This window comes from Plastoroseomonas arctica (genome assembly GCF_018128965.1).
Taxonomy (GTDB): Bacteria; Pseudomonadota; Alphaproteobacteria; order Acetobacterales; family Acetobacteraceae; genus Plastoroseomonas; species Plastoroseomonas arctica.
Window position 1 is genome coordinate 69,574 of record NZ_JAAEDH010000018.1, and the last position, 19,998, is coordinate 89,571.

General features: G+C 67.9%; 16 protein-coding genes and 1 tRNA gene. 8 read left to right on the forward strand and 9 right to left on the reverse strand.

Annotated elements, in window-relative coordinates:
- Window positions 1-7: 7 nt before the first annotated feature.
- From gltB to GXW79_RS15405, 3 genes are all read right to left on the reverse strand, one after another.
- Complete coding sequence (gene gltB, locus GXW79_RS15395; RefSeq protein WP_211875318.1) at window positions 8-4,534, reverse strand: glutamate synthase large subunit; 4,527 nt, start codon at window positions 4,532-4,534, stop codon at window positions 8-10.
- A 5-nt stretch (window positions 4,535-4,539) separates the two neighbouring features.
- A complete protein-coding gene (locus tag GXW79_RS15400) occupies window positions 4,540-5,979 on the reverse strand; it encodes an NAD(P)-dependent oxidoreductase (RefSeq protein WP_211875319.1) in 1,440 nt (479 codons plus the stop codon).
- Between the two features lie 227 nt (window positions 5,980-6,206).
- Entirely contained in the window at window positions 6,207-7,151 is a 945-nt protein-coding gene (locus tag GXW79_RS15405) for a complex I NDUFA9 subunit family protein (RefSeq protein ID WP_211875320.1), read from the reverse strand.
- Between the two features lie 109 nt (window positions 7,152-7,260).
- Between GXW79_RS15405 and GXW79_RS15410 the strand changes: the two genes are divergently transcribed.
- From GXW79_RS15410 to hpf, 8 genes are all read left to right on the forward strand, one after another.
- Window positions 7,261-7,347: transfer RNA gene (locus GXW79_RS15410), tRNA-Leu, on the forward strand.
- An 18-nt stretch (window positions 7,348-7,365) separates the two neighbouring features.
- The gene (locus tag GXW79_RS15415) at window positions 7,366-8,022 is read left to right on the forward strand and encodes a ribonuclease D (protein WP_211875321.1); all 657 of its coding nucleotides are present in this window, start codon (window positions 7,366-7,368) and stop codon (window positions 8,020-8,022) included.
- Between the two features lie 208 nt (window positions 8,023-8,230).
- Window positions 8,231-9,199 carry a KpsF/GutQ family sugar-phosphate isomerase gene (locus tag GXW79_RS15420; protein ID WP_211875322.1) on the forward strand — a complete coding sequence of 323 codons (969 nt, stop codon included), beginning with the start codon at window positions 8,231-8,233 and terminating at the stop codon, window positions 9,197-9,199.
- Window positions 9,196-9,888, forward strand: a complete 693-nt coding sequence (lptC, locus tag GXW79_RS15425) for an LPS export ABC transporter periplasmic protein LptC (RefSeq protein ID WP_367614927.1) — start codon at window positions 9,196-9,198, stop codon at window positions 9,886-9,888. Before GXW79_RS15420 ends, lptC begins: the two co-directional genes overlap by 4 nt.
- Window positions 9,885-10,865 carry an LptA/OstA family protein gene (locus GXW79_RS15430; protein WP_211875323.1) on the forward strand — a complete coding sequence of 327 codons (981 nt, stop codon included), beginning with the start codon at window positions 9,885-9,887 and terminating at the stop codon, window positions 10,863-10,865. The genes lptC and GXW79_RS15430 overlap by 4 nt, the downstream gene beginning before the upstream one ends.
- Window positions 10,862-11,626 (forward strand): LPS export ABC transporter ATP-binding protein, encoded by a 765-nt coding sequence (lptB, locus tag GXW79_RS15435; protein ID WP_211875324.1) that lies wholly within the window; start codon window positions 10,862-10,864, stop codon window positions 11,624-11,626. Before GXW79_RS15430 ends, lptB begins: the two co-directional genes overlap by 4 nt.
- Before the next feature lie 19 nt (window positions 11,627-11,645).
- Window positions 11,646-13,121, forward strand: coding sequence for an RNA polymerase factor sigma-54 (rpoN, locus tag GXW79_RS15440; RefSeq protein WP_211875325.1), 1,476 nt, complete (start codon window positions 11,646-11,648; stop codon window positions 13,119-13,121).
- A 50-nt stretch (window positions 13,122-13,171) separates the two neighbouring features.
- Window positions 13,172-13,768 (forward strand): ribosome hibernation-promoting factor, HPF/YfiA family, encoded by a 597-nt coding sequence (hpf, locus tag GXW79_RS15445; RefSeq protein ID WP_211875326.1) that lies wholly within the window; start codon window positions 13,172-13,174, stop codon window positions 13,766-13,768.
- Between the two features lie 86 nt (window positions 13,769-13,854).
- On the opposite strand, the gene GXW79_RS15450 is transcribed toward hpf, so the two are convergent.
- The 6 genes from GXW79_RS15450 to rpoH all read right to left on the reverse strand — a co-directional run bounded on the left by GXW79_RS15450 (window position 13,855) and on the right by rpoH (window position 19,881).
- Complete coding sequence (locus GXW79_RS15450) at window positions 13,855-14,769, reverse strand: hypothetical protein (RefSeq protein WP_211875327.1); 915 nt, start codon at window positions 14,767-14,769, stop codon at window positions 13,855-13,857.
- 97 nt (window positions 14,770-14,866) lie between these two features.
- Complete coding sequence (locus GXW79_RS15455) at window positions 14,867-15,652, reverse strand: methyltransferase domain-containing protein (protein ID WP_211875328.1); 786 nt, start codon at window positions 15,650-15,652, stop codon at window positions 14,867-14,869.
- A 6-nt stretch (window positions 15,653-15,658) separates the two neighbouring features.
- Window positions 15,659-17,275, reverse strand: coding sequence for a peptide chain release factor 3 (locus GXW79_RS15460; RefSeq protein ID WP_211875329.1), 1,617 nt, complete (start codon window positions 17,273-17,275; stop codon window positions 15,659-15,661).
- 82 nt (window positions 17,276-17,357) lie between these two features.
- Window positions 17,358-18,170: a glycosyltransferase family 2 protein gene (locus GXW79_RS15465; RefSeq protein WP_211875330.1), complete on the reverse strand. Its 813-nt coding sequence runs from the start codon at window positions 18,168-18,170 to the stop codon at window positions 17,358-17,360.
- Between the two features lie 112 nt (window positions 18,171-18,282).
- A complete protein-coding gene (locus GXW79_RS15470; protein ID WP_211875331.1) occupies window positions 18,283-18,795 on the reverse strand; it encodes a VOC family protein in 513 nt (170 codons plus the stop codon).
- Window positions 18,796-18,993: 198 nt separating this feature from the next.
- The gene (rpoH, locus tag GXW79_RS15475) at window positions 18,994-19,881 is read right to left on the reverse strand and encodes an RNA polymerase sigma factor RpoH (RefSeq protein WP_211875350.1); all 888 of its coding nucleotides are present in this window, start codon (window positions 19,879-19,881) and stop codon (window positions 18,994-18,996) included.
- Between the last annotated feature and the right edge of the window lie 117 nt (window positions 19,882-19,998).

The window sequence follows — 19,998 nt, forward strand, 5'->3', positions numbered from 1 at the left end:
TTGCACCCTATTCGGCGGCGAGTGCGACCTCCGTCATCGGCTGCGGCAGGTACTTGGCGTAGTCCTTCGGCACGATGTGCCAGAAGCTGCGCCGCGCATCCTCCCATTCATTGAGCAGGCGGGCGGCGAAGCGGCTGTTAGTCTCGCCCACGTGCCGCCCGATAAGGTCGCGCAGCACGCCCTCCCAATAGGCCGAACCGAGGCGTTGCCAGAGCAGCGTGTCCGGGTTGACTCGGAGTTCGAAGGTGTCGTCCGGGTCGTAGATGAAGGCTTGGCCGCCGGTGAAGCCCGCGCCGAAATTATCCCCCACCGGCCCCAGCACCACCACCGTGCCGCCGGTCATGTATTCGCAGCCATTCGCACCGCAGCCTTCGACCACCGTGATGGCGCCGGAGTTCCGCACGGCAAAGCGCTCGCCGGCCTGGCCGGCCGCGAAGAGCTCGCCGGTGGTCGCGCCGTATAGGCAGGTGTTGCCGATGATCGTGTTCTCGTTCCACACCAGCGAGGAGGAGGGCGCCGGGCGGACGATGATGGACGCGCCGGACAGCCCCTTGCCGACGTAGTCATTGGCGTCGCCGAACACCTCGAGCTTGAGGCCGCGCACGCCGAAGGCGCCGAGCGACTGGCCCGCGCTGCCGCGCAGCCGTACGGTCAGGTGGCCCGGCTGCAGCCCGGTCATTCCGAATTGCCGCACGATCTTGGAACTCACCTTGGTGCCGATGGCGCGGTGAGTGTTCCGGATGTTGTAGGCGAGCTGCATCTTCTCGCCGTGCTCGAACAGCGCGCGGGCATCGGTGATCATCTCGGCGTCCAGCGTCTCGGGCACCTCGTTGCGGCCGACCAGGGTGCAATAGGCGGCGTTGGGGCCGCCATCGGCCTTGACCAGCAGGGGGTTCAGGTCGAGGTCGTCAAGGTCGTCGGCGCCGCGGCTGACCTGTTGCAGCAGCTCGGTGCGCCCGATCACGTCGGTGAGTTTGCGGAAGCCCAGCGAGGCCAGGATCTCGCGCACTTCCTCGGCCACGAAGGAGAAGAGGTTGATGACCTTCTCCGGCGTGCCAGTGAATTTTTCGCGCAGCGCGTCATCCTGCGTGCAGACGCCGACGGGGCAGGTGTTGGAATGGCACTGCCGGACCATGATGCAGCCCATGGCGACGAGGGAGGCGGTGCCGATGCCGAATTCCTCGGCGCCGAGCATCGCGGCGATGACGACGTCGCGGCCGGTCTTCAGCCCGCCATCGGTGCGCAGCCGCACGCGGTGGCGCAGGCGGTTCAGCTGCAGCACCTGGTGGGTCTCGGACAGGCCCATCTCCCAGGGCAGGCCGGCATACTTGATGCTGGTTTGCGGGCTCGCACCCGTGCCGCCGGAATGTCCGGAGACGAGGATGGCATCCGCCATCGCCTTGGCCACGCCGGCGGCGATGGTGCCGATGCCCGAGCGGGAGACCAGCTTCACGCAGACGCTGGCTTCGGGGTTGATCTGCTTGAGGTCGTAGATGAGCTGCGCGAGGTCCTCGATCGAGTAGATGTCATGGTGAGGCGGCGGCGAGATCAGCATCACGCCGGGGGTGGAGTGGCGCAGCTTGGCGATCAGGCCTGTGACCTTGAAGCCGGGCAGCTGCCCGCCCTCGCCGGGCTTGGCACCCTGGGCGACCTTGATCTCGATCTCGCGGCAATTGTTCAGATACTCCGCGGTGACGCCGAAGCGGCCGGAGGCGATCTGCTTGATGGCGGAGTTCGCATTGTCGCCATTGGCGCGCGGCTTGGCGCGGGCGGGGTCCTCGCCGCCTTCGCCTGAGTCGCTGCGCGCGCCGATGCGGTTCATCGCGATCGAAAGCGTCTCATGCGCCTCGGGTGACAGGGCGCCGAGCGAGATGCCGGGCGCGATCAGGCGCTTGCGGATTTCGGTGATGCTCTCGACTTCCTCGATCGCGACGGGGGCGCGGCCCTCGCCGCGGAAGTCGAGCAGGTCGCGCAGTGCCACGGGCGGCTGCTTCCGCACCGCATCCGAGTAGCGCCGGAAGGTCTGGTAGCTGTCGGTCTCCACCGCCTTCTGCAGCATGTGGATGAGGCCACCATCGAAGGCATGCGCCTCACCTGACAAGCGGCGCTTGTACAGGCCGCCGACTGGGAGGGTGACCACCGCTTCGTCCCAGGCACGCTTGTGCAGGGCTAGGACGCGGCGAGCGATGCCGGACAGGCCGATACCGGAGATGCGCGACTGCACGCCGGGGAAGAACTCCGCGACGAGCGCGCGCGAGAGACCGATGGCCTCGAAGTTCATCCCGCCCCGATAGGAGCTGATGACGGAGATGCCGATCTTCGACATCGTCTTAAGCAGCCCCTTGTCGACCGCCTTCTTGTACTTGGCGACGCAATCCTTGAGCGAGGTGGCGCCAAAAAGTCCGCGGCGATGCCGGTCCGCAATGCTTTCTTGCGCCAGATAGGCGTTGATTGTGGTCGCGCCGGCGCCGACCAGCACGGCGAAGGTGTGCGTGTCCACGCATTCGGCGACACGCACGTTCAGACTCGTAAAAGTGCGGAGCGAGGTGCGCACCAGATGCGCGTGCACGCCGCCAACGGCCAGGATCATCGGGATCGGCGCGCGCGTCGGGCCCTGCGCCTCGTCGGAGAGGATGACGTGCGTGCGGCCGCTGCGCACGCCCTCTTCCGCCTCGCGCTTGATGCGCTCGATGGCGCGGCGCAGGCCCTGCTCGCCCTCATCGGTGGCGAAGGTGCAATCGACCGGGCAGACCGTCTCGCCCATGTAGCTGCACATCGCTTCGAACTCGGCATTGCTCAGCACCGGGCTGTCGAGCATCAGCATCTCGCACTGCGTCGGATCCTCGTCGAGGATGTTGCCGAGATTGCCCAGGCGGGTCTTGAGCGTCATCACCCGCGTCTCGCGCAGGCTGTCGATCGGCGGGTTCGTCACCTGCGCGAAGGTCTGGCGGAAGAAATGGTGCAGGCCGCGATATTGCGCGGAAAGCACCGCGATGGGCGTGTCGTCGCCCATGGAGCCGATCGCCTCGGCGCCGTCCTCAACCATCGGGTGCAGGATGGTCTCTAGCTCCTCGAGCGTGAAGCCGACCGCAAGCTGGCGACGCCGCAGCTCCTCAATGCCGAAATTCGGGCGCTCATCGGCGTCGCGCTTGACGATGCCGTCGATGCGCGTGGTGCGGTTGACCCAGCTGCCGAAGGGCTTGCGCGCGGAGAGCAGGTCCTTGAGCGCGGTGTCGCCGAAGAACTCGCCGCTGTCGAGATCCACACCCACGCACTGCCCAGGACCGACGCGGCCCTTCGCGGTCACGCGGTCCTCGGCGATCTTTACCATGCCGGTCTCTGAGCCCACCACCAGCAGCCCGTCCTGGGTGATGGTGTAGCGGAGCGGTCGGAGTCCGTTGCGGTCGAGCCCGGCCACCACCCAGCGGCCATCGGTCGCCGCGATGGCGGCCGGACCGTCCCAGGGCTCCATCACCGCGTTGCAGTAGAGGAAGAAGTCGCGGTGCGGCTCCGGCATGGTCGCGTTGTTGCCGAGGCTTTCGGGAATGAGCATGGCCTTCGCCATCGGCGCGTCGCGCCCGCCGCGGACCAGCAACTCGAAGACATTGTCGAGCGAGGCGGTGTCGCTGCCGCCGGCCTGCACCACGGGCTTCACGTCATCCATCACGGCGTCGAGCAGCGGATGCGCCAGGCGCGTCTCGTGGCTCTTCATCCAGTTGATGTTGCCGTGGACCGTGTTGATCTCGCCATTATGCGCGAGCATCCGGAACGGCTGCGCCAGGCGCCAGGTGGGGAAGGTGTTGGTCGAATAGCGCTGGTGGTAGATCGCAAAGCGGCTGACGAAGCGCTTGTCGAGCAGGTCCGGGTAGAATTCCGTCAGCGAGGCCGCGAGGAACATGCCCTTGTAGATGAGCGAGCGCGCCGAGAGCGAGCACAGGTACAGCTCCGGGATCTGCGCCGCGATCGCCTGCTTCTCGATCCGGCGACGGATCACGAACATGTCGCGTTCCACCGTCGCGCCGTCGCGCTGCTCGGGGTCCCAGATCAGGATCTGCTCGATCTCGGGGCGCGTCGCATTGGCCTTCTCGCCGATGCACTCGACGTTGATCGGCACCTGGCGCCAGCCATAGATCAGGTACCCGCCGGCGAGGATCTCCAGCTCGATGATCTGGCGGCAGCGCTCCTGCGCGCCGAGGTCCGTCTTGGGCAGGAAGGCCATGCCCACGGCGATGCGGCCGGGCTTGAGCTTGTCGCCGCCGCGCTGCACCGCATCGGCGAAGAAATCCTGGGGGATCTCGACATGGATGCCCGCACCGTCGCCGGTCTTGCCATCGGCATCGACGGCGCCGCGGTGCCAGACCGCCTTCAGTGCATCGATGCCGGCCTGCACCACCTCGCGCCGCGGCTTGCCGTCGAGCGAAGCGACGACGCCGACGCCGCAGGCATCGTGCTCGGTCATGTCGATATGGGCGTCGCGCGCGAGGGCGGCGGTGCCGGCGATGTGGCTGCGGACGAATTCGGAACCGGTTTCCATCTGCGTCACTCCGCCGCGATCGCGAGGCCTGCGCCCCGCGCTTCGATGAACTTGTGCATTTCGGCCGCCGCGTCGCGCCCGTCGCGGATACCCCAGACCACGAGCGAAGCGCCGCGCACGATGTCTCCGGCGGCGAACACGCCGGGTAGGGCGGTCATCATGGTGCGATGGTCGATCCTGAGCGTGCCCCAACGCGACACGCCGAGCGTGGGTTCGCCGAACATCGCCGGCAGATCCTCGGGGTCGAAGCCCAGCGCCTTGATGACCAGGTCCGCCTTGATGGTGAATCCGGAGCTGCTGATCGGCTCCACCTGCTGGCGCCCGGTCGCGTCGGGCAGGCCCAGATGCATGCGCACGGCGCGCACGCCGCTCACCTGACCATCGCCGAGGAAGGCCTCGGGGGCGGCGAGCCATTCGAAGCGCACGCCCTCCTCCTCGGCATTCTTCACCTCGCGCATCGAGCCGGGCATATTCGCCTTGTCGCGCCGATAGAGGCAGGTGACGGATTTCGCGCCCTGGCGCACGGCGGTGCGGACGCAGTCCATCGCCGTGTCGCCGCCGCCGATGACGACGACATCGCGCCCGGCGGCGTTGAGCGCCCCGCTTTCGAACTCGGGCACCGCATCACCGAGTCCCTGTCGGTTCGAGGTGGTGAGAAAGTCGAGGGCCGCGACCACCCCGCTCAGATGCGCGCCCGGCACGTCGATGTCGCGCGCCTTGTAGACGCCGGTGGCGATCAGCAGCGCCTCGTGACGCGCGCGCAGCTCGGTCAGCGTGATGTCCTGCCCGATGGCGCAGTTCAGCCGGAACTGGATCCCTCCGGCCTCGAACTGCGCATGGCGGCGCAGCACGACGTCTTTCTCCAGCTTGAAGGAGGGAATGCCGTAGATCATCAGCCCGCCCACGCGGTCGTAGCGATCATAGACGGTGACCTGGTAGCCCTGCAGGCGCAGGCGTTCCGCCGCCGCGAGCCCGGCCGGGCCCGCGCCGATGATCCCGACGGATTGCTCACGTTCACGCAAAGGCGTCGGCGGCTTGACCCAGCCCATCTCCCAGGCGGTGTCGGTGATGTATTTTTCTACCGCGCCGATGGTGACGCTCTCGAACCCCTTCTCGATGACGCAGTTGCCCTCGCACAGACGATCCTGCGGGCAGATGCGGCCGCAGATTTCGGGGAAGGTGTTGGTGGCGGAGGCGACCTCATAGGCCTCCTCCAGCCGACCTTCTGCGGTGAGCTTCAGCCAGTCGGGGATGTTGTTCTGCAGCGGGCAATGCACCGAGCAGAACGGGATGCCACACTGGCTGCAGCGGCTGGCCTGGTCGGCGGCATCGGTGGCCTTGAACTCGGTGTAGACCTCGTTCCAGTCGGCGGCGCGCGTGGTGGCATCGCGCTTTTCCGGCTGCCGCTGCTCCAGTCGCACAAATTGCAGCATGCGCTCGGCCATGGTCGGTTCCTTGATGGCTTTCCCGAGGTCGGGTGTCGGACGTGCAGGAAGCATGCCGGAGGAGGTAGACCGCAGCGCAATGCCTCGAGCGTCAGATACGACACGCCCGACCCGCTTGGCGAGTCCTTTTTCTCCTTCAGGACAGCATGGCTGACATGTTTAGCGCAGACGCAGGCGCTAGAAGGAAAGCTTCGCCTTACCAGGCATGGAAATAGGTCCGGATCGGCTCATGCGTAACCCGGACGCTTCGCGCCTCCGACCCGATACCGCGCCAGGTAGCCAGACACGATCGCCTCGACCGCCTTCGCCTCGATCCCGAGCGCCGCCAACCCCGGTGCGCCCTCGCTCGCCACATTGTCGTGCCGCAGCAGCAGCAACTGGTCTCGCGTTATCGGCGGGTTGGGGAGGTGCTGCAGGATCCCCGCCTGGAACTCCATCAGCCCCATCGGCGCGTCGACGAGCTTTCGCCGTCTCCCGGTGACGGCAAGAATGTAGGCCAGCACCTCGCGCATCGTCATGACCCGCGGCCCGCCGAGCTCATAGGTCACGCCCTGGGCTTCGGATCGGCCGATGGCTGCCAGCACGGCATCCGCGACATCCCCCACATAGACCGGCTGGAACCGGGTCGCGCCGGCCACGACCGGCATGATGAAAGGAAGGCTGGCCGCCATGGCGGCGAAGCGGTTGAAGAAGCCATCCTCGGGCCCGAACACGATGGACGGGCGGAGGATCGTGGCGCCCGGGAAGCCAGCGCGCACCAGGACCTCGCCCTCTGCCTTGCTCCTGGCATAGAGGCTCGGGCTCGCCGCATCCGCGCCGATGGCGCTCAGATGCACCATCTTTGCCACCCCCGCGGCGGCGGCGAGGCGGGCGATTCGCCCGGCGCCCTCCGCCTGCAGACGATGGAAGTCGCCCTGCCGTCGCTCGAACAGGATGCCCACGAGGTTCACCACCACCTCGGCGTCGGCGACCGCTCGGGTGACGCCGGCCTCATCGGTGATCGAGGCGCGCACCTGTACGAGTTGGCCGAGGCCGCCCTGGGTCTGCAGGCGGTTCGCACCGTCCGCACTGCGACCGGCGACCCGCACGATGAAGCCGGCGCGGGCGAGCCGCTGCACCACCTGGCGGCCAATGAAGCCTGCGCCGCCGAACACCACAGCCACGTGCCGCATGGAATGCCCCCGTATTTCGAGAAGTGCCGACCATAAGGGGATGAAACCGCCGGCGCCAAGCTTGACGCGGCCGCAGGCCACCCGTAGAAACCGCGCCTCCCGGACCTGTGCCCAGGTGGTGGAATTGGTAGACGCGCTGGCTTCAGGTGCCAGTGACCGCAAGGTCGTGAAGGTTCGAGTCCTTTCCTGGGCACCACCATAGGCGATTCCCCCCTTGGGCAGCACTCTGTTCCAGAGCAACGGCGCGTCCATCCGCTTGCACCGGCACGACTTGCCTGAGGGCATCGGTTTCGGGCCGGTCGTCGCGATCGACACCGAGACCATGGGCCTGCTGCCGCACCGGGACCGGTTATGTCTGGTGCAGCTTTCCGCCGGTGACGGACACGCCCATTGCGTCCAGATCATCCCCGAATCGCTGGGCGGCCGTGGCGCGGACTGTCCCAACCTGAAGCGCCTGCTGGCCGACGCCGCCACCATCAAGCTGTTCCATTTCGCCCGCTTCGACGTCGCGGTGCTGCGGCAGTCGCTCGGTGTGATCTGCGCGCCGGTGCGCTGCACCAAGGTCGCGGCGAAGCTGGTGCGCACCTTCACCGACCGGCATGGGCTGAAGGATCTCTGCAAGGAGCTGCTTGGCGTCGAGATTTCCAAGCAGCAGCAGACGTCGGATTGGGGTGCTGCCGAGCTCTCGGCAGAGCAGCTGACGTACGCCGCCTCAGATGTGCTCCATCTGCACGCTTTATGGGCGAAGTTGGAGACCCTGCTGATCCGAGAAGACCGACTGTCCTTGGCGCAGGCATGCTTCGATTTTCTGCCTGCGCGGGGCGAGCTCGATCTATTGGGATATGAAGATCCCGACATATTTCATCATTGATAAAGCTGCACGGCTGACTAGTCTGGCTTGACTTCAGCCGCTGTGCGCCGACAAGGCGTCCGGCCCAGGCGGAATCAGCGATTACTCTGGCGAATAGATTTTTACACGGGAAGCAGCTTTCGCGGCGTGTCGTTCGTCCATTGTCAAGGGTCTGGCACGATTTTTGTCCGTGATTGACCCACTGCGCCCGCGGTCCCATACAGATCACGTGAATGCGCACCCGGACCTGCTCGCCGCCCGCCGCGTCCTCGATACCGAGGCGGAGGCCCTGCATGCGCTCTCCGCCTCGCTCGACGAAGGGATCGTCCGCGCTGTCGAGATGCTCGCGGCCGTGACCGGGCGGGTCATCGTCTCCGGCATGGGGAAATCCGGCCATGTGGCGCGCAAGATTGCGGCGACGATGGCCTCCACCGGCACGCCCGCCCTGTTCGTCCACCCCGCCGAGGCGAGCCATGGCGACCTGGGCATGATCGTGCGCGGCGATGCGGTGCTGGCCCTGTCCAATTCCGGCGAGACGCCGGAGCTCTCCGACATCATCTCGCACTCGCGGCGCTTTGCCCTGCCGCTGGTCGCAATCACCGGCCGCGCCGGCTCTACCCTCGCGCGCGCTGCCGATGTCGCGCTGGTCTTGCCCAGCGTTGCCGAGGCCTGCCCGATGGGCCTGGCGCCGACCACCAGCACGACGATGCAGCTCGCACTCGGCGATGCGATCGCGGTGGCGCTGCTCACCCGGCACGGGTTCTCTGAAAGCGACTTCCGCGTCTTCCATCCCGGCGGCAAGCTCGGCGCGCGCCTGACGCGTGTGCGCGACCTGATGCATGCCGGGTCGGATGTGCCGCTCGCGCCGAAGACCATGCCAATGGACCGCGCCATCATTGCCATGACCGAGAAGCGCTTCGGCTGCCTCGGGATCACCGATTCGGAAGGCCGGCTGGCCGGCATCGTCACCGATGGCGATCTCCGCCGTGCGCTGGACGCCGAGGCGCCGTTGCTCGGCCGCACCGCGGGCGAGGTCATGACCCGCGCACCGCGCGCCGTGGCCCCCGAGACGCTTGCGGCCGAAGCGCTGCGCCTGATGAATGAGCGCTCGATCACCGTGCTGTTCGTCGTCGATGCGGCCGGTGCGCCGGTCGGCATCCTGCATATTCACGACCTGCTCCGCGCGGGTGTCGCGTGACCACCTCACCCGACCCCACCGCGCCCATCCCGCCGGCGCCCGTGCTCGTCTCCCGCCGCATGATCGAGCCCTCGCGGGCGCGGCGCACACCCACCACGGGCGAGATGACCCGGCGCCGCATCATGCTCGCCATCATCCGCCGCGCGCTGCCCGTCGCCGCGTGCCTGCTGCTGGCCGCCATCGTGCTGTGGCCGGAGCTCAACAGGACCGAGGAGCGGGTGCGCGTGCAGATCAGCCTCGCCGCCCAGGTCGCCCCGGAATCGATGCGGGTGGCGCAGCCGCGCTACCGCGGCCTCGACGAGCAGGGCCGGCCCTACAACGTCACCGCCGACACCGCGACCCAGGCCGGCGCGTCGCAGAACGTGCTCCACCTGGTGAACCCGCGCGCCGACCAGTTCCTGAGCGAGGGCGCCTGGGTCATTCTCGAATCGCAGAATGGCCGCTTCGACCGCGGCGCGAACCGGCTCGATCTCGCCGGTGATGTCACGCTGTGGCACGACAACGGCACCCGCATGCGCACCGAGCAGGCGATGATCCGGATGAACGCCGGCTATGCCGAGGGCGATGCGCCGGTTGCGGCCCAGGGCCCCTTCGGCACCCTGACCAGCGACGGGTTCCGCATCATCGACCGCGGCCAGGTGGTGATCTTCACCGGCCGTGCCCACACCGTCCTGGAGAGCGCCCCATGAGGCATTTCGCCCTTCTGGCGCTGCTGCTGCCGGGTCTGGCGCAGGCGCAGGGCCTCGACATGACCCGCGGCGGCCCGGTGGACGTCACCGCCGAGGACGGCATCGAGTGGCGCCAGCAGGAGCAGCTGGTGATCGCGCGGGGCAATGCGCGCGCGGTGCGCGACGGCGTCACCATCGAGGCCGACCGCCTGATCGCCCGCTACCGCCCGCGTGCGGCACCCGCGGGTGCCGCACCCGCCGCCGCCGCGCCGGCCGCGCGCACCGGCGACCCGACCTCGGGTGCCTCGGAGATCTGGCGCTTCGAGGCGGAAGGCAATGTCCGCATCCACACCGCGACCGACCGGGCGAACGGTGATCGCGCCGTCTATGACATCGACCAGGCCGTCATGGTGCTGACCGGGCGCGACCTGTGGCTGACCGCGACCGACAATCGCGTCACGGCGCGCGACACCCTCGAATACTGGCCGCAGCGGCGCATGGCCGTGGCGCGCGGCGGCGCGGTGGTCGACGCGCCGGAGAACCGCCGCATCCGTGGCGACACCCTGGTTGCGTTCTTCCTCGAGGAAGGGGCCGCCGGCGCGCCGCCGCGCCCGACCCCGACGCCGCCAACCCCGGGCACGCCCGGCCAGCCGCAGACCGGACGCATCGAGCGCGTCGAGGCCTATGGCAATGTCGAGGTCCGCACGATGGTCGAAGTCGTGCGCGGCGATCGGGCGGTCTACAGCCCGGTGACCAGCCTCGCGCGCGTACTTGGGAACGTCCGGATCACGCGAGGCGAGAACCAGTTGAACGGCAATGAGGCGATTGTGAATCTCGCAACCGGCGTGGCGCGGCTCGTCTCCACACCCGGTGCACGGGTGCAGGGGCTGATCGTGCCGCAGACCGAGGATGCGGCGACGCCTCCCGGAGGGACGCCCCCGCCCGGCGGCGCGCGGCCGCCGGCCAACCAGGCAAGACCACCGGAGCGTCGCCCATGAACGACCTTGATCTCCGCGTCATCGCCGGCAAGGATGCCGGACCCGGTCTGGTCGCGACCGGCCTGGGCAAGCGCTATCGCAAGCGGCCCGTTGCGCGCAACGTCTCCATCTCGCTCAAGCGCGGCGAGGCGGTCGGGCTGCTCGGACCCAACGGTGCGGGCAAGACGACGACCTTCTACATGATCACCGGCCTGGTGCAGCCCGACGAGGGCACGGTGACGATGGATGGCCACGACGTTACCCACCTGCCGATGTACCGCCGCGCGCGCTTGGGCCTCGGCTACCTGCCGCAGGAGGCGTCGATCTTCCGCGGCCTCAATGTCGAGGACAACATCCGCGCCGCCCTGGAAGTGGTCGAACCCATCCGCGACCGGCGCGAGCAGATGCTCGACAGTCTTTTGGCCGAATTCGGCATCTCGCATCTGCGCCGCGCGCCGGCCCTGGCCCTGTCCGGCGGCGAGCGGCGCCGTTGTGAAATTGCCCGCGCCTTGGCGACACACCCGAACTACGTGCTGCTCGATGAACCACTCGCCGGCATCGACCCCATCGCGGTCGGCGAGATCCGAGACCTGGTGAAGCACCTGAAGGATCGCGGCATCGGCGTGCTGATCACCGACCACAATGTGCGCGAGACGCTCGAGATCATCGACCGTGCGTATATCCTTCATGAAGGCCAGGTGATGATGGAGGGCACGCCGCGCGATATCGTCGCGCATGAGGGCGTCCGCCGCGTCTATCTCGGGGAACGCTTCAGCCTATGAATCGGACGCGAACTGTCTGATGTCGCTCGCGCCGCGCCTCGACCTCAGGCAGTCGCAATCGCTGGTGATGACGCCGCAGCTGCGGCAGGCGATCAAGCTTTTGCAGAGCTCCAACGTCGAGGTGACCGCCTTCGTCGAGGAGGAGCTGGAGCGCAACCCGCTGCTGGAGCGCGATGAGCGCGAGACGCCGGGCGTCGATGCCGGTCGCCGCGACGATCCGCTGCCCCCCGCGCCCGCCGCGCCGGACAGCCTCCAGGCGGCCGCGTCGGACGTGCTGCCGAACGAGCAATCCGCCCCCCTCGATGCCGATTGGTCCAACGTCTACGACACCGGCGAGGCCCCGATGGGCCGCGGCGGCCGGCCCGATTTCGAGGATGGGCTGGATGGGCTCGACGCCATGGCGGCGCCGGGCAAGTCGCTGCGCGAACATATCGCGGAACAGGTGCGCCTCAGCTTCGCCGACCCGACCGACCGGCTGATCGCGGCCGCATTCCAGGCGCTGGTTGACCCGGCCGGCCGCTGCGCGATGGCCGACGAGGAGCTGGCGCTGCGCCTGGGTTGCGAGGCGCCGCGGGTCACCGCCGTCCGCGCCCGGATGCAGCGTTTCGATCCGACCGGCATGTTCTGCCGTGACCTCGCCGAATGCCTCGAGGTGCAGCTGCGCGAGCGCAATCGCTTCGACCCGGCGATGGCCGCACTGCTAGCGAACCTGCCCCTGCTCGCGCGGCGCGAGCTGCGGCTACTGCAGGAGATCTGCGGCGTCGATGTCGCGGACCTTGCCGAGATGGTTGCGGAGATCCGCCGCCTCGACCCAAAGCCGGGCGCCGATTTCGGCGCGACGCCGCCGCCGGCGCTGATCCCGGACGTGCTGATGCGCCGTGCGCCGGATGGCGGCTGGCTGCTGGAACTGAACCCCGAAACCCTGCCGCGCGTGCTGGTCAACCGCGGCTTTCACGCCCGCGCCCTGGTTGGCGCCCGCAACCGCGAGGAAAAAGCCTACCTCGCCGAACGCTTCCAGACCGCAAGCTGGCTGGTCAAATCGCTTGAACAGCGCGCCAACACCATCATCAAGGTCGCCGCCGAGATCGTGCGCCGGCAGGAGCAGTTCTTTCTCCACGGCGTCGGGCACCTGCGCCCGCTGATCCTGCGCGACGTCGCGGAAGAAGTGGCCATGCACGAGAGCACCGTCTCCCGCGTCACCGCGAACAAATCCATCGCGACGCCGCGCGGCACCTTCGAGCTGAAGTATTTCTTCACCACCGCCATCGCCGGGACCCATGGCGGCGAAAGCCACTCCGCGGAGGCCGTGCGCCACCGCATCAAGGCGATGGTCGAGGCGGAGGGGCTGGAAGACGTCCTCTCGGATGACGCTATTGTTGCATCCTTGCGAAAGGAAGGCGTGGACATCGCACGCCGGACGGTGGCCAAATACCGCGAGGCGCTGCGCATCCCATCCTCCGTGCAGCGCAAACGGGAGAAGGCCGTCCCGGCCTGACACCCAACCGGGGCGAACCTCCTCCACACCGGGAAGGAAGGCTGACCTCCATGCACATCACCGTTGCCGGAAAACAGGTTGAGACCGGCGAAGCGCTGCAGACCCATGTCCGCGAACACCTTGCCATCATCTCGCACAAGTATTTCGACCATGCGCACGACGCGCACGTGACCTTCTCCAAATCCCGCGCCTTCTTCGTCTGCGACATCAACCTCAAGGCCGGCCGTGGCCTGCTGATGCGCGGGGAGGGGGAGGGTGTGGATGCGCATCGCGCCTTCGACGTCGCCGCCGAGCACCTGGCCAAGCGCCTGCGGCGGTACCGCCGTCGCGTGAACGAACATCACCGCAGCATGGCGCCCGGACGCGAGGCGACGCCCGAGGAGGCACCGTTGCCGGCCACCCAGTACATCCTCGCGGCCGAGGAGGGGGAGGAGGAGCCCGCCGCCAACGGTGCGGATCATGGGGGTGTGATCGTCGCCGAGAACCCGGCCCATATCGAGCGGCTGAGCGTTGGCGAGGCGGTCATGCGCATGGATCTCGCGCATGCGCCGGTGCTGATGTTCCGCAACAAGGGCAGCGGCGCGTTGAACGTCGTCTATCGTCGGCCGGACGGGAATGTCGGCTGGATCGACGCAGCCGGCGCCTGATACGCAAAGAGAACCCGGCGATCGGCTGATCGCCGGGTGATGCTGGTCATGGCCGCGCCTCTGGTCGAGGCGCGGCCGGTCTTGGTTCAGAGCGCGCCGGATGTCGCAAGGACGCGGCGCCGATAGATCCGCGAACGCGTGCCGCGGCGCGCACCGAGGATGGCGGCCAGGGCACCGATCAGCAGCGCTCCGAAGGCGGCGAAGGCACCGATCGTCGTTGCCTTCGCGGCCGCATTGGCTGCTTCGCGCGCGACGCGCTCGGCTTCGGCAAGAGCGCGGCGTGCCTCGGCTTCCGCCGCATCGACGCGACGGGTGGCTTCCTCGGGCGGAATTCCGGCCTCGGCGGCCACCAGCTCATTAAGACGCGCGCGATCCTGGCCCTCGAAGTTGCCGTTGGAAACGCGACGCCCGAGGATCGTGGCGATTTCGGCGGAGCGCTGCTCGGTCGTCATCGCCTGGGGGGGGCCACCGGCGCCGCGCAGGGTCTGCTGCGCCCGCTCGACCAGAGCGTTGGGCGAAACCTCAGGCGCCGCACGGCTGACCGCGCCCGTCACTGCGGAGGTCGCTCCACCGAGCGCCTGGGCCGCACCGGAGGCGGCGGACGAGGCCGCGCCGGCGACCGCGTTGCCGAGCAGCACCGCCGAGACCAGGAACGCCACCGCCCAGACCGCCAGGCCATGCAGAACGCCGTCGGTATCGCTTGTCGTGCCGGACAGACGTGCGGCGGTGTAGCCGCCGACTGCGAGGGCAAGCGTATTCGCGACCACGAGCCAGACGGCCGCGCTGATGCCGAGGCTCGACGCCGCCGGCGTCTCGCGCGCGACAGCGTCGACGCTCATCGCGCCGAAGCCGGCGCCGAGGATGTTGAGCGAGGCGGCGATCGCCGCGGCGACAACGCCGCCGGCGAGAACGGCGCCCCAGGAGATGCCGGGAACGGGGATGGCGTCATCGACGTCATCAGCCGCGAGAACCTCCCCAGACGAGGTGGATTTGTAGGACATCGGTGGAGACCCTCAAGTTGTGGAACAGCCACCGAACGCCTCGCCGTTACAACGGTTGAAGCGAACGCGCATACGTGATGATCGCGAGCCATGGCGCTCAGACGTGCGGCTCCAGCAGCAGCCACGGAGTCGGGCCGCTGCGCCATTCCCAGACCGCCAGCAACCGGTCGAGATGGCCCATCTGCGCGAGCCAGGGCGGCAACGCGACCGCTCCGATGGCGTGCTCGATGCGGGTCACGGCATGGCTCGCGGCGAAGCGGCCAGCCAGGCGTGCCGAGAGGCCAGGCAGCATCACGTCGTGGCACTCGACGAGAATGGTGAGCCCGGCCAAGGCGGGGTAGAGCGCGATGTCCAGCAAGGCGTCCTCGCTACCCTCGATGTCGAGAAGCACCAGCGTGTCGCCTGGCGGGAAGGCCGCGAAATCACGGCCCTCGAACAGGCCGCCGATGCTGACGCGCGCACTGACGGCATTGATCTCGGCGAGGGCACGGCAGGCGTTCCGGGCCGCCTCGTTCGAGTCGTAGGCGTGCACCATGGCGCCGGACATGCGCCGAGCCATCCCCACGGCGTAGTAGCCCTCGGCGCAGCCGATGTTCAGGACATGTGCGAAGCCACGGGCGATCAGGGATTCGATCACCGGCGCCAGTTCCTGCTCGTAGCAGCCGAGCAGGCGCGGTACCTCGCAGCCTTCGGCGCTGCGCACTGGGTAGCGCATGCCGGCGAAGGGGCCGGTCTGCACCGTGTCGCCGTCGCGCTGACGCAGCGTGTTGGCGATCAGCCCGTGCCGCCATTTCGCGAGCAGACGGAGCATCGCGTTCAGCTCATCCTGGCTGGGCTCCGGGTTCGCGGCCAGGCGCTCGGCGAGGATGCGGGCGATGCCCATGCGCGCTCAGCGCTTCATCTGCTCGAGCCCGTGCTGCTCGCGCACGGCGTGGAATTTGAGCATGGGGAATTCCTCCTCGGCGCGCTTGCGGCGCCAGTCGGAGCCGAACAGCGCGACGACCTCGCCGTCATGATCCTCGGCGGTGTCGCGGCGGTTGAGGTCGAGGAAGCGGTCGATGGCGGCGCGGTCGTCGCCGGTGATCCAGCGCATGATCTGCCACTGGCTGGCATCGAAGCCGGCGGGGACGCCGTATTCGACGCGCAGGCGGGATTGCAGGACGTCGAGCTGGAGCTGGCCGACCACGCCAACGATGGGTGGCGAGCCGTCGAAGGGACGGAAGAGCTGCACCACGCCTTCCTCGGCGAGCTGCGAGAGCGCGGTCTTGAGCTTCTTCGCGAGCATCGGGTCCTCAAGGCGCACCGAGCGCAGGATCTCGGGGGCAAAGCTGGGGACGCCGCGGAAGTTGAGCTGCTCGCCCTCCGTCAGCGTGTCGCCGATGCGCAGCGTGCCGTGGTTGGCCACACCCACCACGTCGCCGGGCCAGGCTTCTTCCGCCACCTGGCGGTCCTTGGCGAAGAAGAACAGCGGCGCGTTGACCGGCACCTGCTTGCCGGTGCGCACCTGCCTGAGGCGCATGCCCTTGGTGAGCTTGCCGGAACACAGGCGCACGAAGGCGACGCGGTCGCGATGGTTCGGGTCCATGTTGGCCTGGACCTTGAAGACGAAGCCGGTAAGCGCGGCCTCACCGGGTTCCACCATGCGGCTGTCCGAGGCCCGCGCGCGGGGTGGGGGCGCATAGCGGGCGAGGCCGTCGAGCAGGTGGCCGACGCCGAAATCGCGCAGTGCGGAGCCGAAGAACACCGGCGTGAGTGTGCCCTCGCGGAAGCGGTCGAGGTTGAATTCGGGGAAGCCGGCGAGTGCGAGTTCGGCTTCGTCGTGCAGCAGCTTCGCGCGCTCGGCGCCGACCATCTGCGCAAGGCGCGGGTCGTCGGGGCCGGTGAGGGTGACGGCGTCGGCATCGGTCGCGTCCACCGGGCGGAAGCGGCGTTCGTAGAGGTCATAGGTGCCGGCGAACTCGGTTGCCCGGCCGACCGGCCAGGCGATCGGGGCGACATCGAGGGCCAGGGTCTTCTCGATCTCGTCCATCAAGTCGAAGGGCTCGCGGGCTTCGCGGTCCATCTTGTTGATGAAGGTGACGATGGGGATGTCGCGCAGGCGGCAGACCTCGAACAGCTTGCGGGTCTGGGCCTCGATGCCCTTGGCGGCGTCGAGCACCATCACGGCTGCGTCGACGGCGGTCAGCGTGCGGTAGGTGTCCTCGGAGAAATCCTCGTGGCCTGGCGTGTCGAGCAGGTTGAAGACGATGTCGTCGCGCTCGAAGGTCATCACAGAGGTCGCGACGGAGATGCCGCGATCCTGCTCGATCTTCATCCAGTCCGATCGCGTGCGTCGTGCATTGCCTTTCGCGCGCACCGCACCCGCGAGCTGGATCGCGCCACCGCGCAGCAGCAGCTTCTCCGTCAGCGTCGTCTTGCCGGCGTCGGGGTGGGCGATGATCGCGAAGCTGCGGCGGCGGGCGGCTTCACGGGCGATTTCGGCGGTGTCGGAAGGAAGGACGTCCATCGGCGGTGTCTAGAGCAGATCGGCGTCCCGCAACATCGGGTCAGGGCCCCTCGGCGCGAAAAACCTTTCGGCTCGGCGCGGCCTACAGCTCCAGGATGCGGTCTGGTGCCATGCGCCGCCGCAGCAGGTCACGGAAGGCGATGAGGTTGCCGCGCAGGCGCCCGCGGCGATCGACCAGGGCGGGCGGCCTCAGGCTGCCCGCCATGTTGGCGGCGAGGTTGCGCAGCATCAGGCGCAGCGCCCAGCTGCGGTGCACGCTGCCCTTCCGCACCAGGTAGAGCGGGTTGGCGATCTGGGAATAGCCGAAGCGGATCCCGGAGGAGCGGCCGCGCTTGGAGCCGAGATGCACCCCCCGCAGCGCGGGGCTGCGGACGATTCGCCCGAGCGGGGCCAGCCGGCGGCAGAAATCGACATCCTCCTGCCATGCGTAGAGCGGCATGGCCTCGTCGAACCGCGTCGCGTTCGCGTCGATCGCGGCCATGCGGAACGCCATGTTGCAGCCATAGGCATTGTAGATTGCGGTCGGCGGCGCCTCGGCATCGCTGCCATCGTCACGCTCGAGAATGGCGCGCCCCTCGGCAACACTGAGGCCAGGGCCGTGGATGCCATCGACCAGGACCCTGCCGGTCGCGACCACGATGTCGGGCGCCTCGGCGAACAGGCGCTCACATTCGGCGAGGAAGGTGTTCGCCGGCAGGAAGTCATCATCGAAGAACACGACCAGATTGAATTCCGATGAGCGGTCGAGGATGGCGTTGCGTTGCGCGCAGGAGCCGGGGCGGCTGCGGATGGCGGTGATGGGCAGGCCGATCGAGGCAGCGGCACGCTCATCGAAATCGTCGGGGTGGGCGGGGCAGATGATGACTGCGTCAGCGGGACGGGTCTGCCCGGCCAAGTCCGCGAGCGTTTGCGAGAGGATGTCTCTACGACCCGCTGTAGCAATACCGACAACAATGCGCATGACATCCCATCTTGATCGCGTTCGCGGTCAAGAATGCCATTGCTTGTTACGCGTCTTCGAGCAGTTTCTGCACATCGAGGCGTCGCGTATACATTTCGATCTTCCCGCTCGTGTTCCGCGGCCAATCCGACGGCGCGCGATCACGGTAGAGTTCGACGCCGTTGCCGTCCGGGTCGTGCAGGTAGAGCGCCTCCGAAACCCCGTGGTCCGAGGCGCCGTCGAGCGCGATCCCATGTGCCATGAGCCGCTTCAAGGCGCGCGCGAGCGCCGGCCGATCGGGGTAGACCAGCGCCACATGGAACAGGCCCGTGGTGCCGCGGGCAGGGGGCTCGCCGCCCTTGCTGTCCCAGGTGTTAAGCGCGATGTGGTGGTGATAGCCGTCGACGCTCAGGAAGACCGCCTGGTCGCCGATCCGCGCCTGAACCTCGAGGCCGATGGCGTCGCGCCAGAAGCGCAACCCGCGCTCGATATCGGCGACCTTGAGGTGGACGTGGCCAATGCGCATGCCGGCTGGGTAAACGTCGGTATCGGTACGCGTATGGTTGATGGTGTCTGGCATGATGATGGCTCCTGTCTGGAGCGATCTTGCGCTCATGCGAAGCGCGGGGTCCAATGGGACCGCGTGATGACGCTCATCGGTCGTCGTCATCACCGTGGGTAAGGAATTCAGGCACCCTCAACCCGGACTCATCGCCAAGCCCTTGATAAAGAAAAGCGGCGCTTGCAGAAAACAAGCGCCGCTTACTTCCTTATCGCCTCAACCGACGAGTTCGAGGCGCTTCTCGGTGATCTGCTGCCTCATCGACTTCTGCAGCTTTTCGAAGGCGCGAACCTCGATCTGACGCACCCGCTCGCGGCTGATGTTATACTGCTGCGAGAGTTCCTCGAGCGTGGTGGGCTCTTCCTTGAGGCGCCGCTCGATCAGGATGTGGCGCTCCCGCTCGTTCAGCGTCTTGAGCGCCTCGCCGAGAAGTTCGCGGCGGTTGCCCATGTCTTCGCGCTCGGCAAGTTCCTGCTCCTGGTTCTCGCCTTCGTCGACCAACCAATCCTGCCACTCGCCCTCGCTGTCAGCGCGAACGGGCGCATTCAGCGACTGGTCGGAGGAGGCCAGGCGGCGGTTCATCGAGATGACGTCCTGCTCCGGCACGGCGAGCGTCTTGGCGATCTTCGCCACGTGCTCGGGCCGGAGGTCACCTTCCTCAAGCGCCGCCATCTGGCCCTTGAGCCGGCGGAGATTGAAGAAAAGCTTCTTCTGAGCGGCGGTCGTGCCCATCTTCACCAGCGACCAACTGTGCAGGATGTATTCCTGTATCGCGGCACGGATCCACCACATGGCGTACGTCGCCAGGCGGAAGCCGCGATCCGGGTCGAACCGACGCACTGCCTGCATCATGCCGACATTGCCTTCGGAGATCAGCTCGCCGACCGGCAGCCCGTAGCCGCGGTAGCCCATCGCGATCTTGGCGACGAGGCGAAGGTGGGAGGTGACGAGCTTGTGCGCCGCCTCGCTGTCCTCCTTGTCGCGCCACAGCTTGGCCAGGCGCAGCTCCTCCTCGGGAGCCAGCATCGGAAACTTGCGGATATCTTGAAGATAGCGGGAAAGATTGCCCTCTGGGGCCATCGGGGTGCTTGTAACGGACGCCATGATGCTCATCTGCCTCCGACGCCTGCGAACCTCCCCAAGATGGCGGGGTCCGGATCGGCGAGTGTACCGGGTATTACGCCCGGAAAGGGTGATCGGTTTCGTTGGCGCCTTCTCACG